This is a genomic window from Pseudomonas amygdali, assembly GCF_002699855.1.
In the GTDB taxonomy this organism is placed as follows: Bacteria; Pseudomonadota; Gammaproteobacteria; order Pseudomonadales; family Pseudomonadaceae; genus Aquipseudomonas; species Aquipseudomonas amygdali.
Genome location: NZ_LKBW01000068.1, coordinates 33,253 through 50,315 on the forward strand (window position 1 = coordinate 33,253; position 17,063 = coordinate 50,315).

The 17,063-nt window shown below is 59.0% G+C and carries 17 protein-coding genes; 2 read left to right on the forward strand and 15 right to left on the reverse strand.

Features of this window, described 5'->3' with window-relative positions:
* Positions 1-5 precede the first annotated feature (5 nt).
* From AO277_RS07155 to AO277_RS07220, 14 genes are all read right to left on the reverse strand, one after another.
* Positions 6-1,589, reverse strand: coding sequence for an alkaline phosphatase family protein (locus tag AO277_RS07155; RefSeq protein ID WP_044317966.1), 1,584 nt, complete (start codon positions 1,587-1,589; stop codon positions 6-8).
* On the reverse strand, positions 1,586-2,173 hold the full coding sequence (locus tag AO277_RS07160; protein WP_004642676.1) for a hypothetical protein: 588 nt from the start codon (positions 2,171-2,173) through the stop codon (positions 1,586-1,588). Before AO277_RS07160 ends, AO277_RS07155 begins: the two co-directional genes overlap by 4 nt.
* Before the next feature lie 14 nt (positions 2,174-2,187).
* Positions 2,188-3,234 carry a hypothetical protein gene (locus AO277_RS07165; protein WP_044317967.1) on the reverse strand — a complete coding sequence of 349 codons (1,047 nt, stop codon included), beginning with the start codon at positions 3,232-3,234 and terminating at the stop codon, positions 2,188-2,190.
* Positions 3,231-4,367 (reverse strand): hypothetical protein, encoded by a 1,137-nt coding sequence (locus AO277_RS07170; RefSeq protein WP_044317968.1) that lies wholly within the window; start codon positions 4,365-4,367, stop codon positions 3,231-3,233. The genes AO277_RS07165 and AO277_RS07170 overlap by 4 nt, the downstream gene beginning before the upstream one ends.
* Positions 4,368-4,480: 113 nt before the next feature.
* Positions 4,481-5,551 (reverse strand): hypothetical protein, encoded by a 1,071-nt coding sequence (locus tag AO277_RS07175; RefSeq protein WP_257214195.1) that lies wholly within the window; start codon positions 5,549-5,551, stop codon positions 4,481-4,483.
* A complete protein-coding gene (locus AO277_RS07180) occupies positions 5,548-7,443 on the reverse strand; it encodes a PEP/pyruvate-binding domain-containing protein (RefSeq protein WP_044317970.1) in 1,896 nt (631 codons plus the stop codon). The genes AO277_RS07175 and AO277_RS07180 overlap by 4 nt, the downstream gene beginning before the upstream one ends.
* Positions 7,433-8,110: a dCTP deaminase gene (dcd, locus tag AO277_RS07185; RefSeq protein WP_005732083.1), complete on the reverse strand. Its 678-nt coding sequence runs from the start codon at positions 8,108-8,110 to the stop codon at positions 7,433-7,435. The genes AO277_RS07180 and dcd overlap by 11 nt, the downstream gene beginning before the upstream one ends.
* A 2-nt stretch (positions 8,111-8,112) precedes the next feature.
* Positions 8,113-8,625 carry a dCTP deaminase gene (locus tag AO277_RS07190; RefSeq protein WP_004667600.1) on the reverse strand — a complete coding sequence of 171 codons (513 nt, stop codon included), beginning with the start codon at positions 8,623-8,625 and terminating at the stop codon, positions 8,113-8,115.
* 4 nt (positions 8,626-8,629) lie between these two features.
* Positions 8,630-9,646 carry a fatty acid desaturase family protein gene (locus AO277_RS07195; protein WP_044317971.1) on the reverse strand — a complete coding sequence of 339 codons (1,017 nt, stop codon included), beginning with the start codon at positions 9,644-9,646 and terminating at the stop codon, positions 8,630-8,632.
* 34 nt (positions 9,647-9,680) lie between these two features.
* Positions 9,681-10,790 (reverse strand): SDR family oxidoreductase, encoded by a 1,110-nt coding sequence (locus AO277_RS07200; protein ID WP_044317972.1) that lies wholly within the window; start codon positions 10,788-10,790, stop codon positions 9,681-9,683.
* Between the two features lies 1 nt (position 10,791).
* Positions 10,792-11,259, reverse strand: coding sequence for a type II toxin-antitoxin system RatA family toxin (locus AO277_RS07205; RefSeq protein WP_016981296.1), 468 nt, complete (start codon positions 11,257-11,259; stop codon positions 10,792-10,794).
* Between the two features lie 12 nt (positions 11,260-11,271).
* Positions 11,272-12,525 carry an aspartate aminotransferase family protein gene (locus tag AO277_RS07210; protein WP_044317973.1) on the reverse strand — a complete coding sequence of 418 codons (1,254 nt, stop codon included), beginning with the start codon at positions 12,523-12,525 and terminating at the stop codon, positions 11,272-11,274.
* Positions 12,522-13,079, reverse strand: coding sequence for a DUF6031 family protein (locus AO277_RS07215; RefSeq protein WP_044317974.1), 558 nt, complete (start codon positions 13,077-13,079; stop codon positions 12,522-12,524). The genes AO277_RS07210 and AO277_RS07215 overlap by 4 nt, the downstream gene beginning before the upstream one ends.
* Entirely contained in the window at positions 13,076-14,170 is a 1,095-nt protein-coding gene (locus tag AO277_RS07220; RefSeq protein WP_044317984.1) for a DUF6001 family protein, read from the reverse strand. Before AO277_RS07220 ends, AO277_RS07215 begins: the two co-directional genes overlap by 4 nt.
* A 553-nt stretch (positions 14,171-14,723) precedes the next feature.
* On the opposite strand from AO277_RS07220, the gene AO277_RS07230 reads away from it, so the two are divergent.
* Together AO277_RS07230 and AO277_RS07235 are read left to right on the forward strand one after the other, a co-directional pair.
* The gene (locus tag AO277_RS07230) at positions 14,724-15,848 is read left to right on the forward strand and encodes a type III PLP-dependent enzyme domain-containing protein (protein ID WP_044317975.1); all 1,125 of its coding nucleotides are present in this window, start codon (positions 14,724-14,726) and stop codon (positions 15,846-15,848) included.
* 24 nt (positions 15,849-15,872) lie between these two features.
* Positions 15,873-16,208, forward strand: a complete 336-nt coding sequence (locus AO277_RS07235; protein WP_004662130.1) for a DMT family transporter — start codon at positions 15,873-15,875, stop codon at positions 16,206-16,208.
* 31 nt (positions 16,209-16,239) lie between these two features.
* Here AO277_RS07235 and AO277_RS07240 read toward each other — a convergent pair whose 3' ends face one another.
* Positions 16,240-17,037, reverse strand: coding sequence for a phosphodiesterase (locus tag AO277_RS07240; RefSeq protein ID WP_005732073.1), 798 nt, complete (start codon positions 17,035-17,037; stop codon positions 16,240-16,242).
* Positions 17,038-17,063: the final 26 nt, after the last annotated feature.

Genomic DNA, 17,063 nt, shown 5'->3' on the forward strand with positions numbered 1-17,063 from the left:
AGGTTTCACAACGTGGCAGTCAGCCATTGGCGAATCTCGGGCAATGTCAGTTCAGGATTGGCAGGACGTGGCAATGGCGTGCTGCTGGCATCCAGCACCACGCCACGCAACCACGGGTCAGAGGCACACACCGTGTGGTCGCCACCTTTACGGCTAAGGCGGACACAGTGCTCTGAACGTGCCGCAATCAGCCGGGCCCCTCTTGGAGCCTGCCAATAGCAGGAGCCCGTCCAGCCTTCGGGGAAACGCTGCTCGCCCGGGTACTCGAACATCGTCCATTCATGTTGAAAAGGCTGCGCAAGGCTTTGCCGCCAGGCTTCGGTGACTGAACGGGGGTCATGCCCCGACATCGCGAGCCGCGCCTCATTGAACAGCAGCAGACCGTTGTCTGCCGGATGAAAGACTACCGCGCTTTTATGCATATCCGGCACGCACGCCGAGTCATAGACCAGCCAGCCCTGACGCTCGAAAAATGCATTGGGGTATAGGTCGTGATGGACCGGGGCCATGCCGTGATCCGAATGAGCGACGCAGCGTACCTCGCCACCCGCCGCATCCATGCAGCGCTGAATCAGCTCGTCGACCCAACCCGATACTTCATCGAACAACTGTTGCCCGACCTCGCGCATGCGCTCACTGGCCCAGTCTGGCGTAAGGTATTTGAGCAAATGATGCGAAAGCAGATCGACCACCGGGTAATAACCGATGACTCGCTGTGCATCACCCGCCCGGACTGCGCCGACAATGTCACTGCAAAAGCTTTCATGCATCTCCCGCATCAGTTCCAGCAACAGCCACTCCGCTGTGCCCTGCCCGCCTTCATCCAGCCGCTTGACCAGTTGCCCGCTGCGATAAAGCACGGTCAGGTCTCTGGCCACATAAGCCTTGCTTTTGTCACTCTGCAAATCCAGCGCCTGAACCTCTTGGTAGCCGAAACTGACCACACTTATCCGGTTTTCGACACATACGGCACGCAGCGCAATTGCCTTGCAAACGTTGCCAGGCCCTTTCTCCGGCAGCGGCAAGTGCACCGTACTGCCCAGCGGTAACCAGCAGGGTGCACGGCCATCCTCAGCTGGCCAGTCGAGCATTGCACCGTCATCGCGCGAGCTGACCCTGGCAGCCATGCCCAGCCTCTCGATGCGCAGGTGCCCGCCGTTTTCGATCAACTCGGGAGGTACGGAAAAGCCCTCATACACACAGCTTTGCCCGAGCAATGCGCTGCCCAGCCTGTCCGGCTGGACAAAGGGCACCGCGCACAGGCGAAAAGTAATGCCCTGACGCGCCCATTCGTCCCAAACCATGTCTATATCACGCGGCCAGGCCTGAAAGGCATCCGCCACGGCCAGGCTGTTCCGAGGTGTCGGCGCCGGGACGAGATAACCGGTCAAACCGTGCTCATTGACCTGTGTGCCGCTGAAAATCGACAGCAACGATGGCGGGGTCTGACAATTGGGCGACAACGGCAACAGCGGGTAGCACGGCCAGCGCGCAGAGGGCTGTTCAGGTTTTCTTGTCCGATAACGGTTGACCAGCTCCCACGACAGCCCGTCGATCAACAGCCAGATCAACGGATCAGCGCCTTTCATGAAGCTATCCGGCGCTGAGCACCGTGCATTGCCCATCGGCCCACCACTGCAACACGCTGCTTCAGTTGCGCCAGCGAACCGCTGTTGGGCAGTACGTAATCCGCGTCGATCCGGCGCATCTGTAGATCAAGCGCGCTGTTTTCCACCACACTGATGTCGCCGCGCAGGCCTAGACGCAATTGCCTCAAGGATGAATCGGCCAGCACCTTGATCACCTGAAAGCCTTGCTCATACAGATACGGCCAGTCGACGGTGTCATCGCGCAGGTCGTCGTTGATGACAACCTGCGCGCGGGACTGCATCAACCGCCGTGCGAAGTTCTTGACCAGCGACTGACCGTCCAGAACCCTTAGTTCGCGCGCGATGCACTCCAGCAGGCGCTGGTTCTGACTGCCGCTTGCCAGCTCCACCCCGGCCTGTTCGTAAAACATGCCTTGCAACTCATACAGTGGCTGGGCCAGCTTGATGACCTCTACCGACAGCCCGGCCTCTTCGAAATGCTCACGCAGCAACTGAGCGGTCGTGCTCTTCCCGGAGCCGCTGGGGGCCACCAGGGCCAGACGCAATTGGGTAGCGTGGTTCATGGGATCTCCTTATCTCAGGCGCTGATGAGTTCACGCGTCACGCCGACACGACTTTGCCATTGCACGCCGAGCAGCCCCCGGACGATCTGCGCTGGCACGGTATCGGTCAGCGAAGTGGCGTCAAGCAGGCCGTGCCAGGTTGAGGTCACGAAACGGTGCGGCCACTCAAAGAGCGTGGGCGAGTGGATTTGCTCCAGAATCGCATCGTGCCCCATCGCATGGATCTGCAACTTGCCCCGCGCCGCTACATTGGGCAGTACGACTGTTTGCAGCCAGCCACACCCTTCAGGGCTGGCCTTGAGTGCGGCGCGCATGGTTTCAGGCATGCACAGGCGTTTTTCGGTGTGTGCAATCGACAGGTCATCGGCCACCGCAGCCAGATCGAGTCGCTTGGCCAGTTCGGGGTGTGTACGTAGCGTGCCGACACCGACATGCGGGTAATCCGGCCAGCCACGGGCACGAACCCGGCCGTCGATGCAGTCCAGCAACAGCTTGTCACCGGAAAAGTACAGATACCCCTCGGACAGCACCAGATCCAGCATGGTAGTGGTCTTGCCAGCTCCCTTCGCACCGCCGATGGCAACGATTCCACCGTCCGGCCCGACCACCGCCGACGCATGCATTATCACACTGCCTTTGGCCTGCTCGACCAGCAGGCCGTAGTAGCGCACCAGCTCGATCAAGTGAATGAATGCATTTTCGTCGCCGTGAAAATCCACAGTGTGACGCGCCCGGTCAATCCGGTAGCCGACCTGCGTATCGGCATCCCAGGCATAGTCCAGACCGGCCTGCGGGTCGTGGCCACGCAGAACACGCAGGGTAAAACCAGGGGCATAGGTTTCGCGAATGATGTCGGGGGTGACGCAGAGGCCAATCCATTCCGGCTTGAAGGCGGTGCTGTCGTGCAGCCGGACCCTCAAGTCGACGGTGGTCTGGCCGTCGTCCGCGACTTCGGCAAAGTAAGGTGCCAGGAACACTCGCAGCCGCTGCGCCAGTGCGGAGCCCGAGGTCTGATCATCCAGTTCGAATCGATAGCGTCCATTGCAAAGATAGCGGCTCATGAGTACAGGCTCTCCCGGGTGGTGATAAAGGGCGATGGCGAGTGCAGAAATGCAAAACGGTCGGCCAGCGGCCAGCATTCCTGGCGACGCTCGTCCAGAAACGCGTGCAGACGCGTCATCAGCTCGTGCAGATCGGCGTTAATTGCCTGAGGGTCTATTACGCCTCGGGACTTGAGAAAGCGCACTTCACCGCGTGTCGTACTTACCGAATGCGCAGCTAGCGGCGTGCAGGTCTCGAACGTGATCACGAACAGGTTGCCGCTTTGCACCGATTCGCACGGCGCACTGAATGCATAACGTCGATACTCGCCAAGTGCCTGCAATGTGCTGTCAACGCTCATGGCCATGGCCTCCAGCGTCGGTGAGCCCAGCGCCAGGTGCTTCACCGTGCCCGACAAGCTGCCGGGCGCACTGCGAAACAACTGCACGATGGGTTCATTGACCGCCAGCTTGCGTTTGCGGCTGCAATGCTCGACCCACACATAGCCCCCGTCCTCATCCCGGGCGGCGGTAACCTGATGATCCCAGACCTGAAATTCGTCACCGCACTGGCTGGTGAACGGCGCCATTGTCGGGCTGAAACTGGCATCGAACCAGGCCTCGCCGAGCATCCGCGCATGGCAGTCGGGGGGCAGTTCGAAGGACTCGACATACGTCTGCTCGGTGGTGGCGTAGCGACATTCCCAATTGTTGATCGCCAAGTGGTTACGTTCGAACGCGTCGCGCAGCGCCATCAACAGGTTCTGCGGTACTGCGGGCTGCTCGATCTCAAGCGGAGGTTGTACGAAAAGCGAACGATGCACATCAATGCGATTCAGCAGGTGACTGATATATACGTGGTCCGCCTGTAACGTGATGATCGCAAGCGGGATGGCGGCTCCGGACAGGTTGTGGCAAGTTTCGTCACCCAGATCACCGTTTTCATCATCAAGAAGCATTGCCCCATCGGCGTCCCAGCGGGCCAGAACCCGGTGGCTGCCTCGCAGGTCAGCGACCGCGGTCAGCTCGCCCAGCAACGCCGTGTCCGCAGCGATGGCATACAACGTGTGGTCATCGCTACCGAAAGGCTCCTGATGGCGGATCTTCCAGCTACCAAACACAATAGCCGTTTGCGTGGTCGTGGATTGCGACATGATTATCTCCCCGGCAAAGTGAATTCAGAGCCGACTCGCCTCACGGGCAAAGTCGAGTTTCGAATAGAGATCCTGCTGAAACGGCAGGGTTCGCTCCGCCAGAAAATCACGCATCACGTTGGATACGGTTTCAAAGTCTTCTTCAACGTTCTGCTGCGGCAATACTCGACCTCGACCTGGGCGAACTCTGCGCTGCCGTCAACCATGCGGCAGACATCGAAATACGCGCCAAAACCATTGCCGGTCCTCAGCGATTCGAAATTGATGTCGATCCGGGTGCGCCTGAACGGCTTGAGCCGACACAGATTTGCCGAGGTCATCGAGCGGGCGTGACTTTCGATGTCGGCAAACGCTACCGGCTGATCGGTGTTGAAGTCCTCGCGGCGCAATTCGGCGTTTTCGAGAAACCATTTGCGTTTGACCGCCATCAGCCCATCGGCCTGAGGAATGAACGAGATGTAACCGGTTTCGAGCGGGTCACCCGTCACTTCGAAAATGTGCGATTCATAGTCGTAGGTTTGAAAGTCACGGTCGATTTCCAGCACCAGGTCTTTGAAAGCGCCCTCTCCGAACGCTTTGTGCATCGCGGTGGACAACTGCCACATGTCAGGTATCTGAAACGAGGTGAATTTACGTTCCAGCTCCATTTCCGGGCGCCAGCGCACGTACCAGCAGTCATCGCTGAGCATCGGTTGCGAAGCGGCCACACGCGCAGCGGCGGATCTGGCCAAACGTTGCCAAACCCTCCAGGAAGCACGTTCTACCGGTTCGACATCCATCAGGTGCAGGAACAAGGCACCGGCTTCGCCTTCATGGATATAGTGATAAACGCTGCATTTACCGAGGTGATGCGTCACCGCCAGAGTGGCCATCAGCGCCTGATCGGACGGCCGACGGTGAAGCGTCGGGTCCAGCACATGCATGCGTGAGCGACTGTCTTGCGTACGCTTGCGCTGCCCGGCATTGAAGACTTGAAAGTCGAAGTCCTTCATCGGCATCGGCACATGGGTGTGATGAGCGTTGGAAAGCCACTGCGCATGCAACGTACCACTGGGAATGAACAGACCGTTGTCCGAGTGACGGGCCAGCGCAGCCTCTGTGTCGACAATTGCAACCAGCGCAGAATCAAGGCTGCCGTTGAGGGTGTGCGGATCGAAGAACAGCAGTGAAATATCCGTAGTCATTGTAGCTCCCGTACTTCGTTGACAGCGTGAGGCAGCGCCTTCTGGCTCTGACTGAAAGTGATCCGTTGTCCGGCAAGACCCTGTTGATACAGCGCCTCGGACTCCACGGCAGGTATGCCGTGTTCACGCAACAGGATCGAAAGATGACAAAGCATGGACGCCTGCTCGAAGACAAACCCGCGCGCGAACGGCAGCAACGCCGCCAGTGCAGCATAAGGGCGTGGCGAGACGACAATGGCTTGTCCGTCATGAGCACGCAGTTGCCGCTCAAGCTCCTCCAGTTCAGCCCCCAGAGAGCTGGACGTGGGGATCGAGTTGATCGACACGGTGGCCGAGATACTCAGTTCTTCCAGTTGCCGCCCGGCAGTCACTACAACCACCGGCCCGTCGGCATAACCTGGAGAAATCAGGCGGATCTCCGTTGAGTCCTCTACCTGCACGAACGTCGACAACGGCGAGAAATCAATCAGGTGCAGCTGCTGGCCCGCTCTCACCCACTCCAGTTGCACCGAGCCCAACAGTTCGCCGGCGGCGTGAGTAATGCTGTGCAATTGCAGGGCATCTGCCGGGCCAGTCGGATCGTGCGCTACCAGCCGGGCGCGTTGCGTTCCGGCGATGCCGCGATTGATCGCCAGCAAGCCTTCCGATGACCATTCGCAGGTCGTGGAGCCGTCATCGCACGCCTGAGTGATAAGCCCTGTTTCACCTTTCAGAAACTCGCGGGCCACAAAACACACAACACGCTCATCACTGAGCTCAAGCAGTCGTTCAAGCAATGCGCCGCGCTCGAGGATCTGCTGGCGTACCTGATCGGAGAAGTCCAGCACGACCTGATCGGTATTGAGTCGATCCAAAAGCACCTGGCTCATTGCTGGCTCGACCAGTCCCTGACGGTTTGCCTTGACCAACAGCGCCTGGCCCGCAGAAACGCCGTGGGTTTGCGCGAACAACGCCAGCGGGCGGCGCTTGCTTCGAAAATACTGCGCAAAGGCAGGCAATGGCCGGAAATCCATCAGCGCATCATCACTGGCGATATACAGTTCGGCCCATTCAAGGACCGGCTCCAGGCTGCGTGCTTCGCGCAGGCTGGTGACGGGCCTTGCCTGGAGCAGCCAGAGTTTCTGGTCATCCGCCGCCCACTCGATATCGGCGGGCAGCCCCAGCGCCGCAGATGCATTGGCAGCCAGTGTCGCCACCTCCAGCAGCAACGCCTTGTGAGGCTCCAGCGCGGGGTCACAACCCAGCAATTGCTGGTCGCTGACCCGCGCCGACATGCCCTTATCTACCCCGGAGACCATCGCTTCGCCCAGCGATGCGACGGTTTCAATCAGCGTTACTGCCTCCCCGCTCAACGGATCATGGCTGAAGGCTACGCCTGCGAAGCGGGCCTTGACCATGCGCTGCACGATCACCGTCATCTCTACCGGCGTTTCCAGCATCGAAGCTCGCAAGCGTTCCAGAATGGCCTGGCGGGAAACTCCGGAGCGCCATACATCGAGCACCGCCGTCTTGAGCGCTGGCAAACCCTGCACCGAAAGGTGTGTGCTGAAAATCCCGGCAAAACTGTGCTGATTACCATCTTCGATATTCGCCGAAGAACGTACGGCAAGTTCGCTGCCGGCATCAAAGCTCGCTTGCTCAAGCAGCGCCTGGAGATGGCTGTCAGCAGCCTCACTCCATTCAAACTCGGCCAGTCGGGCGATTCTGTCCATGTGTTCGTCAAGGAAGGCACCTGCGGTGATGCGCACGGTTTTCAACGTGTCTTCAATAGCCTGCTTGCGGTCTTCGAAGTCGTGCCAGAGCACGCGGTAGTCTGCATCGTCCAGTGCGCTCAGGGGCGGCACCGGCAATGTATCGGCAAGCTGTTGCAGGGTTGAGTATTTACTGGACACGACGGCCTCCTGCTATCAGTGGAAGGTCAGTGGCTCTCCGAGCGGGCCCACTGGCCAGTGCATCCGGGACTGCATCAACGTCCTCCTGGGCTGCCAGAACCGGAAACGGCGCAAGATTGGGCACCACCAGTGGCTGTGGGCGTGGCGTCTTTTCGAAATCCATGAATATGCGTGACGCAAAGGCTTCGGTCGCGCCCTGGTACTTCCCGGAATACAGCTCGATATCGCCTTTGACGTTCCAGAACATCATCTGACCGATGTTCATGCCGGGGTAAACACGGATGCGGTTCAACGCATATAACTGCAAGGTCCAACGTCCGACGAAACCAATGTCGCCCAGTGGGGCCGACAGGTTGATGAACATCCCCAGTCTTGCAATCGAGGAACGCGCCGCATAAGTGGGTACGAAATGGGTGCTGCCCATGGTTTCTATGGTTGAAGCCAGGTACAGCTTCATCGGCTGCAATTCATAGCCTTCCGGGCCGATTTCGATGGTTCGGGTGGACGCCTCGGTGCGCACATCGATCACATCGTCTTCGTAGACCTTCATCTGGTCATGCAGGCGGAAGTTGTAACTGTTGGGATTGACGTTCTCATGGGAAAACGGACTGATGACGATTTCACCCGAACGCACACGATTTTCGATTTCACTACCGGTCAGTATCATGGTCAATCCAGAATGATTTTCGAGGGCACGGTGCTCTTGGAGCCCAAGTAGCGTCCCGCATAACAGGTGGTCAGGCCGAAGTTTGCCCAGAAGCAGACCTTGGCCACTTTGGTGCCGGCATAGACCCGCACCGGCTGGGTAACGACGATCTCCAGGGTCCAGCTGATGGCCGCGCCGGTGTGGCCGAGCGGCGCACTGGTCTGAATGAAAACGCCACAGGAGGCGGTGGAAACGTTGGCGTAAAGCTCACTGGCAAAATCGATACCGCCGATCTGCTCGGCCGTGGCGCCCAGGTAAAAGCGGTTGGGGTACAACACAAAGCCTTCGGGTGGAATATGATGCTCGACCACCTCCAGCTCCCCGTGAGGATCGATGCGGTCGCTGCGGTACTCCAGAAGCAGATCCGCCAGGTGACAGCCGTAGGAATTGACCTCGACATGAATGGGGTCGAAAGGCTCGATGACGACACTGCCGACCTCGCGCATTTTCACTATTTCAGAACCGGTCAGCATCATGGGTTCAAGCCTCCTGATCCAGAGACGCCACGGCACGTGCCTGTCCGTTCGCACCGTACAATTCGGCTCGCATGCTGCGCGCGCCCCAGAGATAACCTTCGGTGTTGCAGGCGGCGGCCGAGCCTGGCAGGCGCTGAGCAAGGCGTCGGGACAAGGTGCCCAGGTGATAGCTGGGGACCTCTTGAAAAAGGTGGTGCTCCCAGTGCCTGTTGATATTGCACGGTGCAAACAATCCTCGTTCCAGCCAGCCCGGACTGACGCTGCGTGCATCGCGCTTCACGCTCTGGGTCGAGAGCCCGGCATGCTCCGACAGACTGCGAATGCGCAGAATCGGCGGAAGAAAGAACACCAGCGGTGCCAGCCAGTACAACAGCACGCCCGGCCAGGCACTGAAAGCGCTGATGAGCAGCACTGCACAGGCATAAAAAGCCAAAGCCTGATAGCGCTCGGTGCGGGTCGCGGGCGAAGGGCTGGTGAAAAGCCCGATCACGCTGAAACTGTCCATCGTGCGTAACGATTGCAGGGTCGACAACCCGCTGATGTCGCGCAGCAAGGCCTGCCAGAACAACCCCGAACTTGGCGGTGCGAACGCATCGGCGTAGTCCGGGTCGGTCGGCGTATTAAGGTGCTTGTGATGGGCAATATGGTGAGCCCGATAACGTGACGTGCTCAATGTCAGAGGGAACGTCAGAAAGACGTTGGAGATCAGGTCGTTGCGCCGCTTGTCACGGCTGATCAGCAAATGCGCCGCGTCGTGCATGAGCACCAGCAACGCGTGCTGTCGCGTCGCAATGACTACTACGGCGATCAGACAAACCAGCGTCGAGTCGCTGATCTCGGCCAAGGTAATAGCAGCGACAATCACCGCCCACTGCACGCCTATCTGCAATGCCTGCCGCCAGTTGCTGAGTTGCTTGAGATCCGAGGTCAGTGACAGGTTGTCACGTGCCAGCGTAGCGCGCTCGGAGCGTCGGTCGTAAGCGCCACTGTCCATCGTGTCGAGTTCGATTGTGTCTTCCATCTTTCATCTCCCGTTCAATCGTTGAAAGGGCCTGCTAACCGTGCATTGCCGCTGATTTCGCGACAAGCCTGTCGAGGCTGAGCCGCGCATCGGGCGCATGAGCCAGCCAGTAATCCACCGCTCTGGGTAAAAATATTTCTGCGCTGGGTGCCGGGTGCCGGACATTCAACGGGGGCCTGACCAGATCGCTTTCGGCGTACACGCCGTAGATCTGTAACAAGCGCTCGAAATAGCGGAAATCTCTGGTTGAAATACCCTCCGGCCGCCATGCAACCAGCGAGCGCTTGAGGAACGCCCATTGCCGACTGCGCAGTATCGGTGCCGGGGTAAGCGGCGCAACGCCTGCTGCCTGGCGCGCCCGGTCGACACGCGACTCGATGATGCGGATCACCTGCTCATAAGGCAGCCGCGCATCTCCTGCCGACGCCACGACCTCGCGCGCGTCGCCACCTGCCACGCAATGACTGACCAGGTGGATCAATTCGTCGACCACCCAGTCGATAGGCACCAGGTCAAACAGCCCCTGGCGGTTGCCGACCAGAAACGGCGGTGAAAAGGTATTGATGAAGCGGATCAACGGATACAGCCCATGAAAACGGCTGATTGCGCCGTCGCTCGTAGCGCCGATGACCAGACTGCAACTGAACACGGAAATCGGCATTTGCCTGCCGAAGGTTTCACGTAAACCCCGCTCCGCAGCGGCCTTGCTTTCCTCATAACCGTTGCGATAGGTCCAGCCTTCACACTGCGTGAAAGCCGTGGACACATAGATGAAGTGAGGCTTGCGCACCAGTTTCTGGACAAAACCGCAGAACAGCTGCGCACCTTCGACATTCAGCTCATGCATCTCTTCGAACGTCTTGTCCCAGGCCACATCGGCAGCGAGGTGGACCGCCGTGGCGCACTCGATGGCTGGCATGGCGTCCACCAGCGCATTCAGGGAAGCGGCGTCGGTAAGGTCGGCGATCCGGCACTCCAGTCGCGAGCGACTGTCCACTGGCAAGTCTTGCAGGCAGCGACTGGCAGCTTGCCCGGAACGACACAAGGCTATGACATGCGACTCCGGATGCTGACTGAGCCAGTCGCGCACGAACCAGGAGCCCAGTGCGCCGCTGGCACCGGTAATGATCAGTGTCGAACGCATATCAACAGCCCCCTGCCGCAACCCGCTGATGACGGCGAGCGAGCAATTGATTGCGTATACCGTCGAGCATCTGGATGTTATTGGCGCGAATCGCGCGCTCGCCTATGGGGTGCAAAACCTCGGCCAGCGACGGGATGCCAAGGTCGAAGGTGACATTCAGGTCCACATGCAAGCCATCGGCGCGTTGTATCAGCAGCCACTCGCCGTACCAGACCTCAAGGTCGCCATCGGTCTGCTTGAACTCGATGCGCTCGTTGGTCAAGAGCCAGTCCTGCTCGGTCCAGGTCAGCTCGCTGCCATTGATCAGCACGCGCCACGTACTGGAGACATATTCACTCTGCCGGGGGTGAACGATCACCTCCAGCACATCACTCATGAAGTCGGGATAGCGGGCGAAGTCCGAGAGGATCGGCCACACTTCGCCAGGCTCGAAGTCACCAAGAAGCACACTGGTTGATACATCAGGCATAGGAAATCTCCGTCATTGGATGGAACGATAGGCCGCATCGACGGCATCACAGAAACTGTTGATGCCCTGTTCGAGGTCGTCCCGGGTGATGGTCGCGTCGGGATAAACCCGCAGTACCCGGGTTGTGCTCAGGCAGAAAGCCAGCAGCACGTTGCGGTGTGCGGCCTCGATCAGGGTCTGCGCCACATAGTTGCTGGAGGTGAACTCCACACCGATCATCAGGCCACTACCGCGTACTTCAGCCACTGCCGGGCAGTCCTGCAGACGTTTGCGCAGGATTTCCATGGCCACTTGCCCAAGCTCATTGACGCATTCGCAGAATGCGGGATCGCTAACCACGTCGAGCACCGCGTTGACCACTGCCCCGGCCAGGGCGCTGCCCGCATAGGACGAGGCATGCACGACAGGATCACGCGCGGGCGCGCCGAACCGACTGCTGTCGTAAATGGCGGCGGCAACCGGGAACACGCCACCGCCCAGGGTTTTGCCGAACACGATGATGTCGGCTGGCGCGCCGCAAACCAACGAACCACTGCGCCCCAGACCTGACTGAATCTCGTCATGAATCATGAACGCGTCATGCTCGCGGCATAGCCCGGCAAGTTCTCCCAGAAAGCTCAGGTCCACCGGCCTGATTCCGCCCTCTCCCTGAACAGGCTCGGCGATGACCGCTGCAATATCGCCTTCTGCCAGTGTCTTGCGTGCAGCGTCCAGATCACCGGCATCGATGAACACCACATCTTCGGCATGCATCATCGAGGCGTGCCCCCTGTAGCCATAGCTGACCGCCAGCGCACCACTCGTGCGCCCGTGATAAGCATGAGTCAACGCGATGATTCGCCGCTTGCCGGTCTGCATGCGCACCAGTTTGAGCGCCGCTTCGATGACCTCCGAACCGCTGTTGCCGTACAGCACGCCATTGCCCGGCCGACCGACACAGGCCACCAGGCGCTCGGCTGCGCTGAGGCTGGGTTCGTTGGCCAATATCCGACTGGAAAGGCCCAGCGACGTCACTTGCCGCGTCAGAGCAGCAACCACCGCGGGGTGCCGATGGCCCAGCAAGTGCAGGCCGAACGAACCAAAGTCCAGCCAGCGCCGGCCGGTGTCATCGGTTATCCACGAACCCTGGGCCGAGTGCTCGGCTGCGGTAAGCCCTGCCATTCGCAGCATCAGGCCTTGCTCTCGGCCGAATACCGCCCCGTAACGCTCGACAAACGATGATTTGCGCACCGGCACTGCAGGCGCGGTCATGACATGACTGTTCATAGAGACCTCATCAAAGGAGCCAGAAAGGCAGCATCGCGTCCTGCCAGGCGGCAGGAGCGGTCCCAGTCACGCAGGGTCCGCAGGACCTGGCCCTGAGTACCCGGCAGCAACGGGTTGAACAGCTTTCCGGGAAAGGCCTGCAGAACTTCCTTGAACAGCTCGATCAACCGGCTCGCCTCATCACCGCGGTCGGCATCGGTATCCGTGGGGACGCCCAGCCATTCGACGGCGACTGGCCCGGAGTGAGCAACCACGTCTGTGAGCCCGTATTCACTGAACAAGGCGAACTGGTGCAACTCGTTCGGGGTGTCGGCACCGGCGAGTCGGCAGTCAATGTCGACCATCAATTCAGCCAGCTTGATTCTCAGCGCATCCACCACTTGAGGCTCGTTCGCCGCGCCTTCGAGGTCCTCCAGATAGGCTTCAAGCTCGGTCATCAGCAACCAGGCCACCGATATCAGCTTTTGCGCGTAAGGCCCTGCCGGGTATACATAGCCGCCACTCAGCCGGGGAAACCACTGGCGACCGGCTGCCTGTGCTGAAATTGCAGTCATGCGTGTGCTCCCTGCATCGGGTTGTGATCCTTGAGTGAGAAGCTGACGAGTCCGGCACGCGCAGCGCGCAGAAGACAGGCGGCAGCCTCAGGTGATTGCTCGGCAAGATCGATCGGGCGGGTGCTGGACAGCTCTGGCACATCCAGACGTGCCAATAGCGTCGCCTGTTGATCGTCGGTGAGCACAAAGTCGACCCCCGGCAAAAACGCACTGGCGGCGGAACGCTCGATACCTGGTTTTAACGCGGCATAGTCCGCTTCGCAGGCAAAGGTTTGCTCGGCGAGCTGGGTCAATTCACACAATTGCATGAGGCCTGCCCCCTGCAATCCATTGCGGCAGGCAGGCAGGCAGGCAGGCAGGCAGGCAGGATAGGCGCGTTGCCACAGCTGCCCGATGGCACGGGCAAGGACGTCGTCATTCAGCATGCCGTGCCGGTTGAGCGCGCGGTCCCATCGCAGGAGTGTCCACTTGCGATTGGAGTTGACCCAGCCGTGGCTGGCCAGCGTCGCGTTCATCAGAAGCAGTGCGGCGTTGCAGGCATAGGCGGCGGCCGCGCGGTATTCGCCACTGCGCCAGGCCAGCACTGAAAAGCAGGCGCTCTGGCGGAAGTCGTCGAACGCTGCCACCGACCAGATCGAACTCAAGTCCTTCTGACTGTCCAGATAAGGAAGCGACTGATCGGTCGACACCGCGCAGACCAGGCGCTCCAGGTACTTTCGCGATACCGCCTGCTGTTTGTCCCACTGCTTGAACGCAACGAGTTTCTGTGCGATGGTTTTGTGTGCGTTCGTCGCCAGTTGGGAGAACGCGTTGTGAACTTCTTCGCGGGCAAATGCCACCACTTCCATATGGTGTTCATTGTGGTAAATCTGCGAGGCCATCGATTGATCGGACTGCCGATCATCGGTCACACATATCAGGTCTATATCACTGGCCGCATTAGCGATGCCATGTACGGGAGAGCTGCTGATCAGCGCCAGTTGTGCATCGGCATACTGGCGTTTTACAACCTCTTCCAGTTCAGAAAAAGCAAGTTGGCGCGAGGCCAGAAACTGCAGGGCGTTGCCTGAATAAAAAGCACGAAAATCCATGTACACCTTCCACTCGATAACGGTGACTTCATTGGGGCTGCTATTCGGCTTGCCGAGCAACCCCCTGCCTGATCCATGACCATGAATTACTTTGTCGTCGTTAACGCGAGCGCTGACGCAATGGAACAAGCCCCATTACTTCACGATGTTGTACCCAGCAAGTGGAGTGCCACCGTTATTGATCATCGTGTATTGGCAAGGTGCCAGATAATCGCCAACGCCGGCCTGAAGCGTGACTGAAAGATCGGCAAGCCTTTAAATTAACTGACTTTTTTACGCAAGCTTTCTAAATATGACAACTTTAATACATGTATCGAATTATGTATAAGCCACTTTTAGAAGTAGCAAAGTGCTATCCATGTTTATTATTTCAGGGCACGTAAGCAACTGCACCACGCCGACTCGATAGCGTCGAAATCGCACTGTTTTGGCTTATCGTCTTGTATACATGTTTATTAGATCACTGCCGTTAAGTTTGTTCAGCCGTCTGATAAAGCAGTGGCACGAAGCTTGCTCAAGCTCTGCTCACACTTCGAAGCCAGGGAAGTTCAACGTGGACACACTTCTTGCACAATTAGCCGACGACACCAACGACACCAACGACACCTTCTATACCGTTGACCCGCGCTGGATCACCCGGAATGCGCAGCAATTCAGTGGCTGTTTTCCAGGTACCGTGCTGTATGCAATGAAGGCCAATCCACTTGAGCAAGTACTTGAAGCCTTGAGCCAGGGTGGTATCAATCATTTTGACGTGGCGTCGCTTGCAGAGGTGCAGACGGTACACAACACGCTGCCCAATGCAGTTCAATACCTGATGAACCCAGTGAAGTCCCGCCATTGCCTGCACGAGGCTTACTATCGGTATGGCGTGCGTTCATTTGTGCTCGACAGTGAGGAGGAACTCTCGAAGTTGCGGGACGTGTTGCCCGAACGCGACAGCACGATCAGCCTGTTCGTGCGCTACGCACCCTCCGAGTCGACGGCGGTTTATGATCTCAGAGGAAAATTCGGGGCAAGTCCGGTGTTAGCGACGCAACTGGTGCACCAAGTGGCGTCCAGCACCGACTGGTCACTCGGGCTGTCATTCCATGTCGGTTCGCAAGCCATTGAAGACGGCCCGTGGCTCGCGGCCCTCAATGACGCCGATGCCATTGTGCGCGACACCGCCGAGCACGTCAGGCACCTGGATATCGGTGGCGGGTTTCCGGGTAATTACCTGAACTCCATGGGTAACACGCCAGACCTGGTTGGCAGAGTCTGCGACCATATCCAGACCAGCCCGACACTGAAGGACCTGAACCTGATCTGCGAAGCGGGTCGTGGCCTGGTCTACGGCGGCATGTCGCTATTTGCACGGGTGCTTTCAAGACGTGAACAGAGCGTTTTTTGTGGTGCCGGTATTTTTGGCGGTTTGCTCTCAGCCCAGCAGTGGCTGCAATTTCCCGCACGCGTGTGGCGAGACGGCACCCCTTACACCGGTGCTGCGGAAAACACGTTCAATATCTTCGGCCCCACCTGCGACAGCATGGATCGCCTGGCCTTCCCCTACTCGCTCGCCAGCGATATCAGGGAAAGCGACTGGCTGGAATTCCAATCGACCGGCGCTTACTCGGTGTCCCTGCGCACCCCGTTCAACGGGTTTTACGCCGACCGCATCATTTCTCTCCCTTCCTGAATGCCTGAAAAGCGATCTGCCGCCATGCTCATAAAAGCCTATTTGTTCCTGCTTGCAGGAATTGTCGCTGAAACAGTGGCGACCATCGCACTGAAAGAAAGTAACGGGTTTACCCGTTGGGTCCCGGTTATTGCCTCTATCGCGGGCTACGGGCTCGGAATCGTCTGCCTGGGGTATGCACAACGGGACTTGCCCATGTCCCTGATCACCTCCATGTGGTCAGGATTGGGCATTACGCTGATCACTGTCATTGCCGCGTTTCGCTATCAACAGGTGCCCACGTTAATGGCCGTGAGCGGTATCGGCCTGATCATCGCGGGCATCATTCTGGTCAATCTGGCCAAGGAACAAGTGGCCTGACAGCGCATGGCTGCCAGGCTCATATGTCGGTTCAAGCGAAGTCAAAAGGCCCCTCGAAACGGCCTATCGGCACCCAGTGGGTAATAAGACCGGTGTCGGCCTTCCAGTGGTGCAGCAACAGCGCGGGAGGCTCGACATAGGAAGCGTCGGCAGCATCCGGGCGCAGTTGCAAGGCAATGGCCGTCGTCGTGCTCGGGGCCGTGCACATCAGCGTGCCGCCAAAGCGCAGCTGCATGAAACGATGAATATGACCGCAGACGATTCGCTCGACAGCCGGGTATCTGGAGACCACCCCGGCCAGCCGCTCGCCCCTTTCACAGCGATAGGCGTCGATGCAGTGAATGCCACTTGAAAACGGCGGCTGATGCATCATGATCAACGTCGGTTTGTCAGGCTCCAGCGCCAGTGTACGATCCAGCCATTGGGTGGCGGTATCGGTCATGTCGCCGTGGTGCTGGTCGGGCACGCTGATATCCAGCCCGATGATGCGCATCGGCGCGGAACCCGAGTCGACGAAGCTGCAGTTTTCCTCATTGATGAAGTAATCGTGCTCCGGGAAGGCACTACGCAGGTTCTGCCGATGATCATGGTTGCCCGGTATCATCAAAAGCCTCTGGCGCAGCGGCTGCAGCAGCTCTCGGGCCATTGCGTACTCCTCGGGTCGCCCCTCGTCCACCAGATCACCGCTGAACAGGATCAGATCAGGCGGCGGATCCAGGGCGTTTATCGTGTCGACGGCAGCCGCCAGCATTGCATTCGAATCGACAACGCCTTGATAGAGCAGCCCTCTGGGTCGTACATGCGTGTCAGAAATGTGCGCTATCAGCATTCCATTACCTCAATCGTGACCAGGTC

Excerpts from the sequence above, each read along its gene's own strand:
- AO277_RS07155 (WP_044317966.1), bottom strand. The coding sequence starts at position 1,589 with ATGAAAGGCGCTGATCCGTTGATCTGGCTGTTGATCGACGGGCTGTCG.
- AO277_RS07160 (WP_004642676.1), bottom strand. The coding sequence starts at position 2,173 with ATGAACCACGCTACCCAATTGCGTCTGGCCCTGGTGGCCCCCAGCGGC.
- AO277_RS07165 (WP_044317967.1), bottom strand. The coding sequence starts at position 3,234 with ATGAGCCGCTATCTTTGCAATGGACGCTATCGATTCGAACTGGATGAT.
- AO277_RS07170 (WP_044317968.1), bottom strand. The coding sequence starts at position 4,367 with ATGTCGCAATCCACGACCACGCAAACGGCTATTGTGTTTGGTAGCTGG.
- AO277_RS07175 (WP_257214195.1), bottom strand. The coding sequence starts at position 5,551 with ATGACTACGGATATTTCACTGCTGTTCTTCGATCCGCACACCCTCAAC.
- dcd (WP_005732083.1), bottom strand. The coding sequence starts at position 8,110 with ATGATACTGACCGGTAGTGAAATCGAAAATCGTGTGCGTTCGGGTGAA.
- AO277_RS07190 (WP_004667600.1), bottom strand. The coding sequence starts at position 8,625 with ATGATGCTGACCGGTTCTGAAATAGTGAAAATGCGCGAGGTCGGCAGT.
- AO277_RS07195 (WP_044317971.1), bottom strand. The coding sequence starts at position 9,646 with ATGGAAGACACAATCGAACTCGACACGATGGACAGTGGCGCTTACGAC.
- AO277_RS07200 (WP_044317972.1), bottom strand. The coding sequence starts at position 10,790 with ATGCGTTCGACACTGATCATTACCGGTGCCAGCGGCGCACTGGGCTCC.
- AO277_RS07205 (WP_016981296.1), bottom strand. The coding sequence starts at position 11,259 with ATGCCTGATGTATCAACCAGTGTGCTTCTTGGTGACTTCGAGCCTGGC.
- AO277_RS07210 (WP_044317973.1), bottom strand. The coding sequence starts at position 12,525 with ATGAACAGTCATGTCATGACCGCGCCTGCAGTGCCGGTGCGCAAATCA.
- AO277_RS07215 (WP_044317974.1), bottom strand. The coding sequence starts at position 13,079 with ATGACTGCAATTTCAGCACAGGCAGCCGGTCGCCAGTGGTTTCCCCGG.
- AO277_RS07220 (WP_044317984.1), bottom strand. The coding sequence starts at position 14,170 with ATGGATTTTCGTGCTTTTTATTCAGGCAACGCCCTGCAGTTTCTGGCC.
- AO277_RS07235 (WP_004662130.1), top strand. The coding sequence starts at position 15,873 with ATGCTCATAAAAGCCTATTTGTTCCTGCTTGCAGGAATTGTCGCTGAA.
- AO277_RS07240 (WP_005732073.1), bottom strand. The coding sequence starts at position 17,037 with ATGCTGATAGCGCACATTTCTGACACGCATGTACGACCCAGAGGGCTG.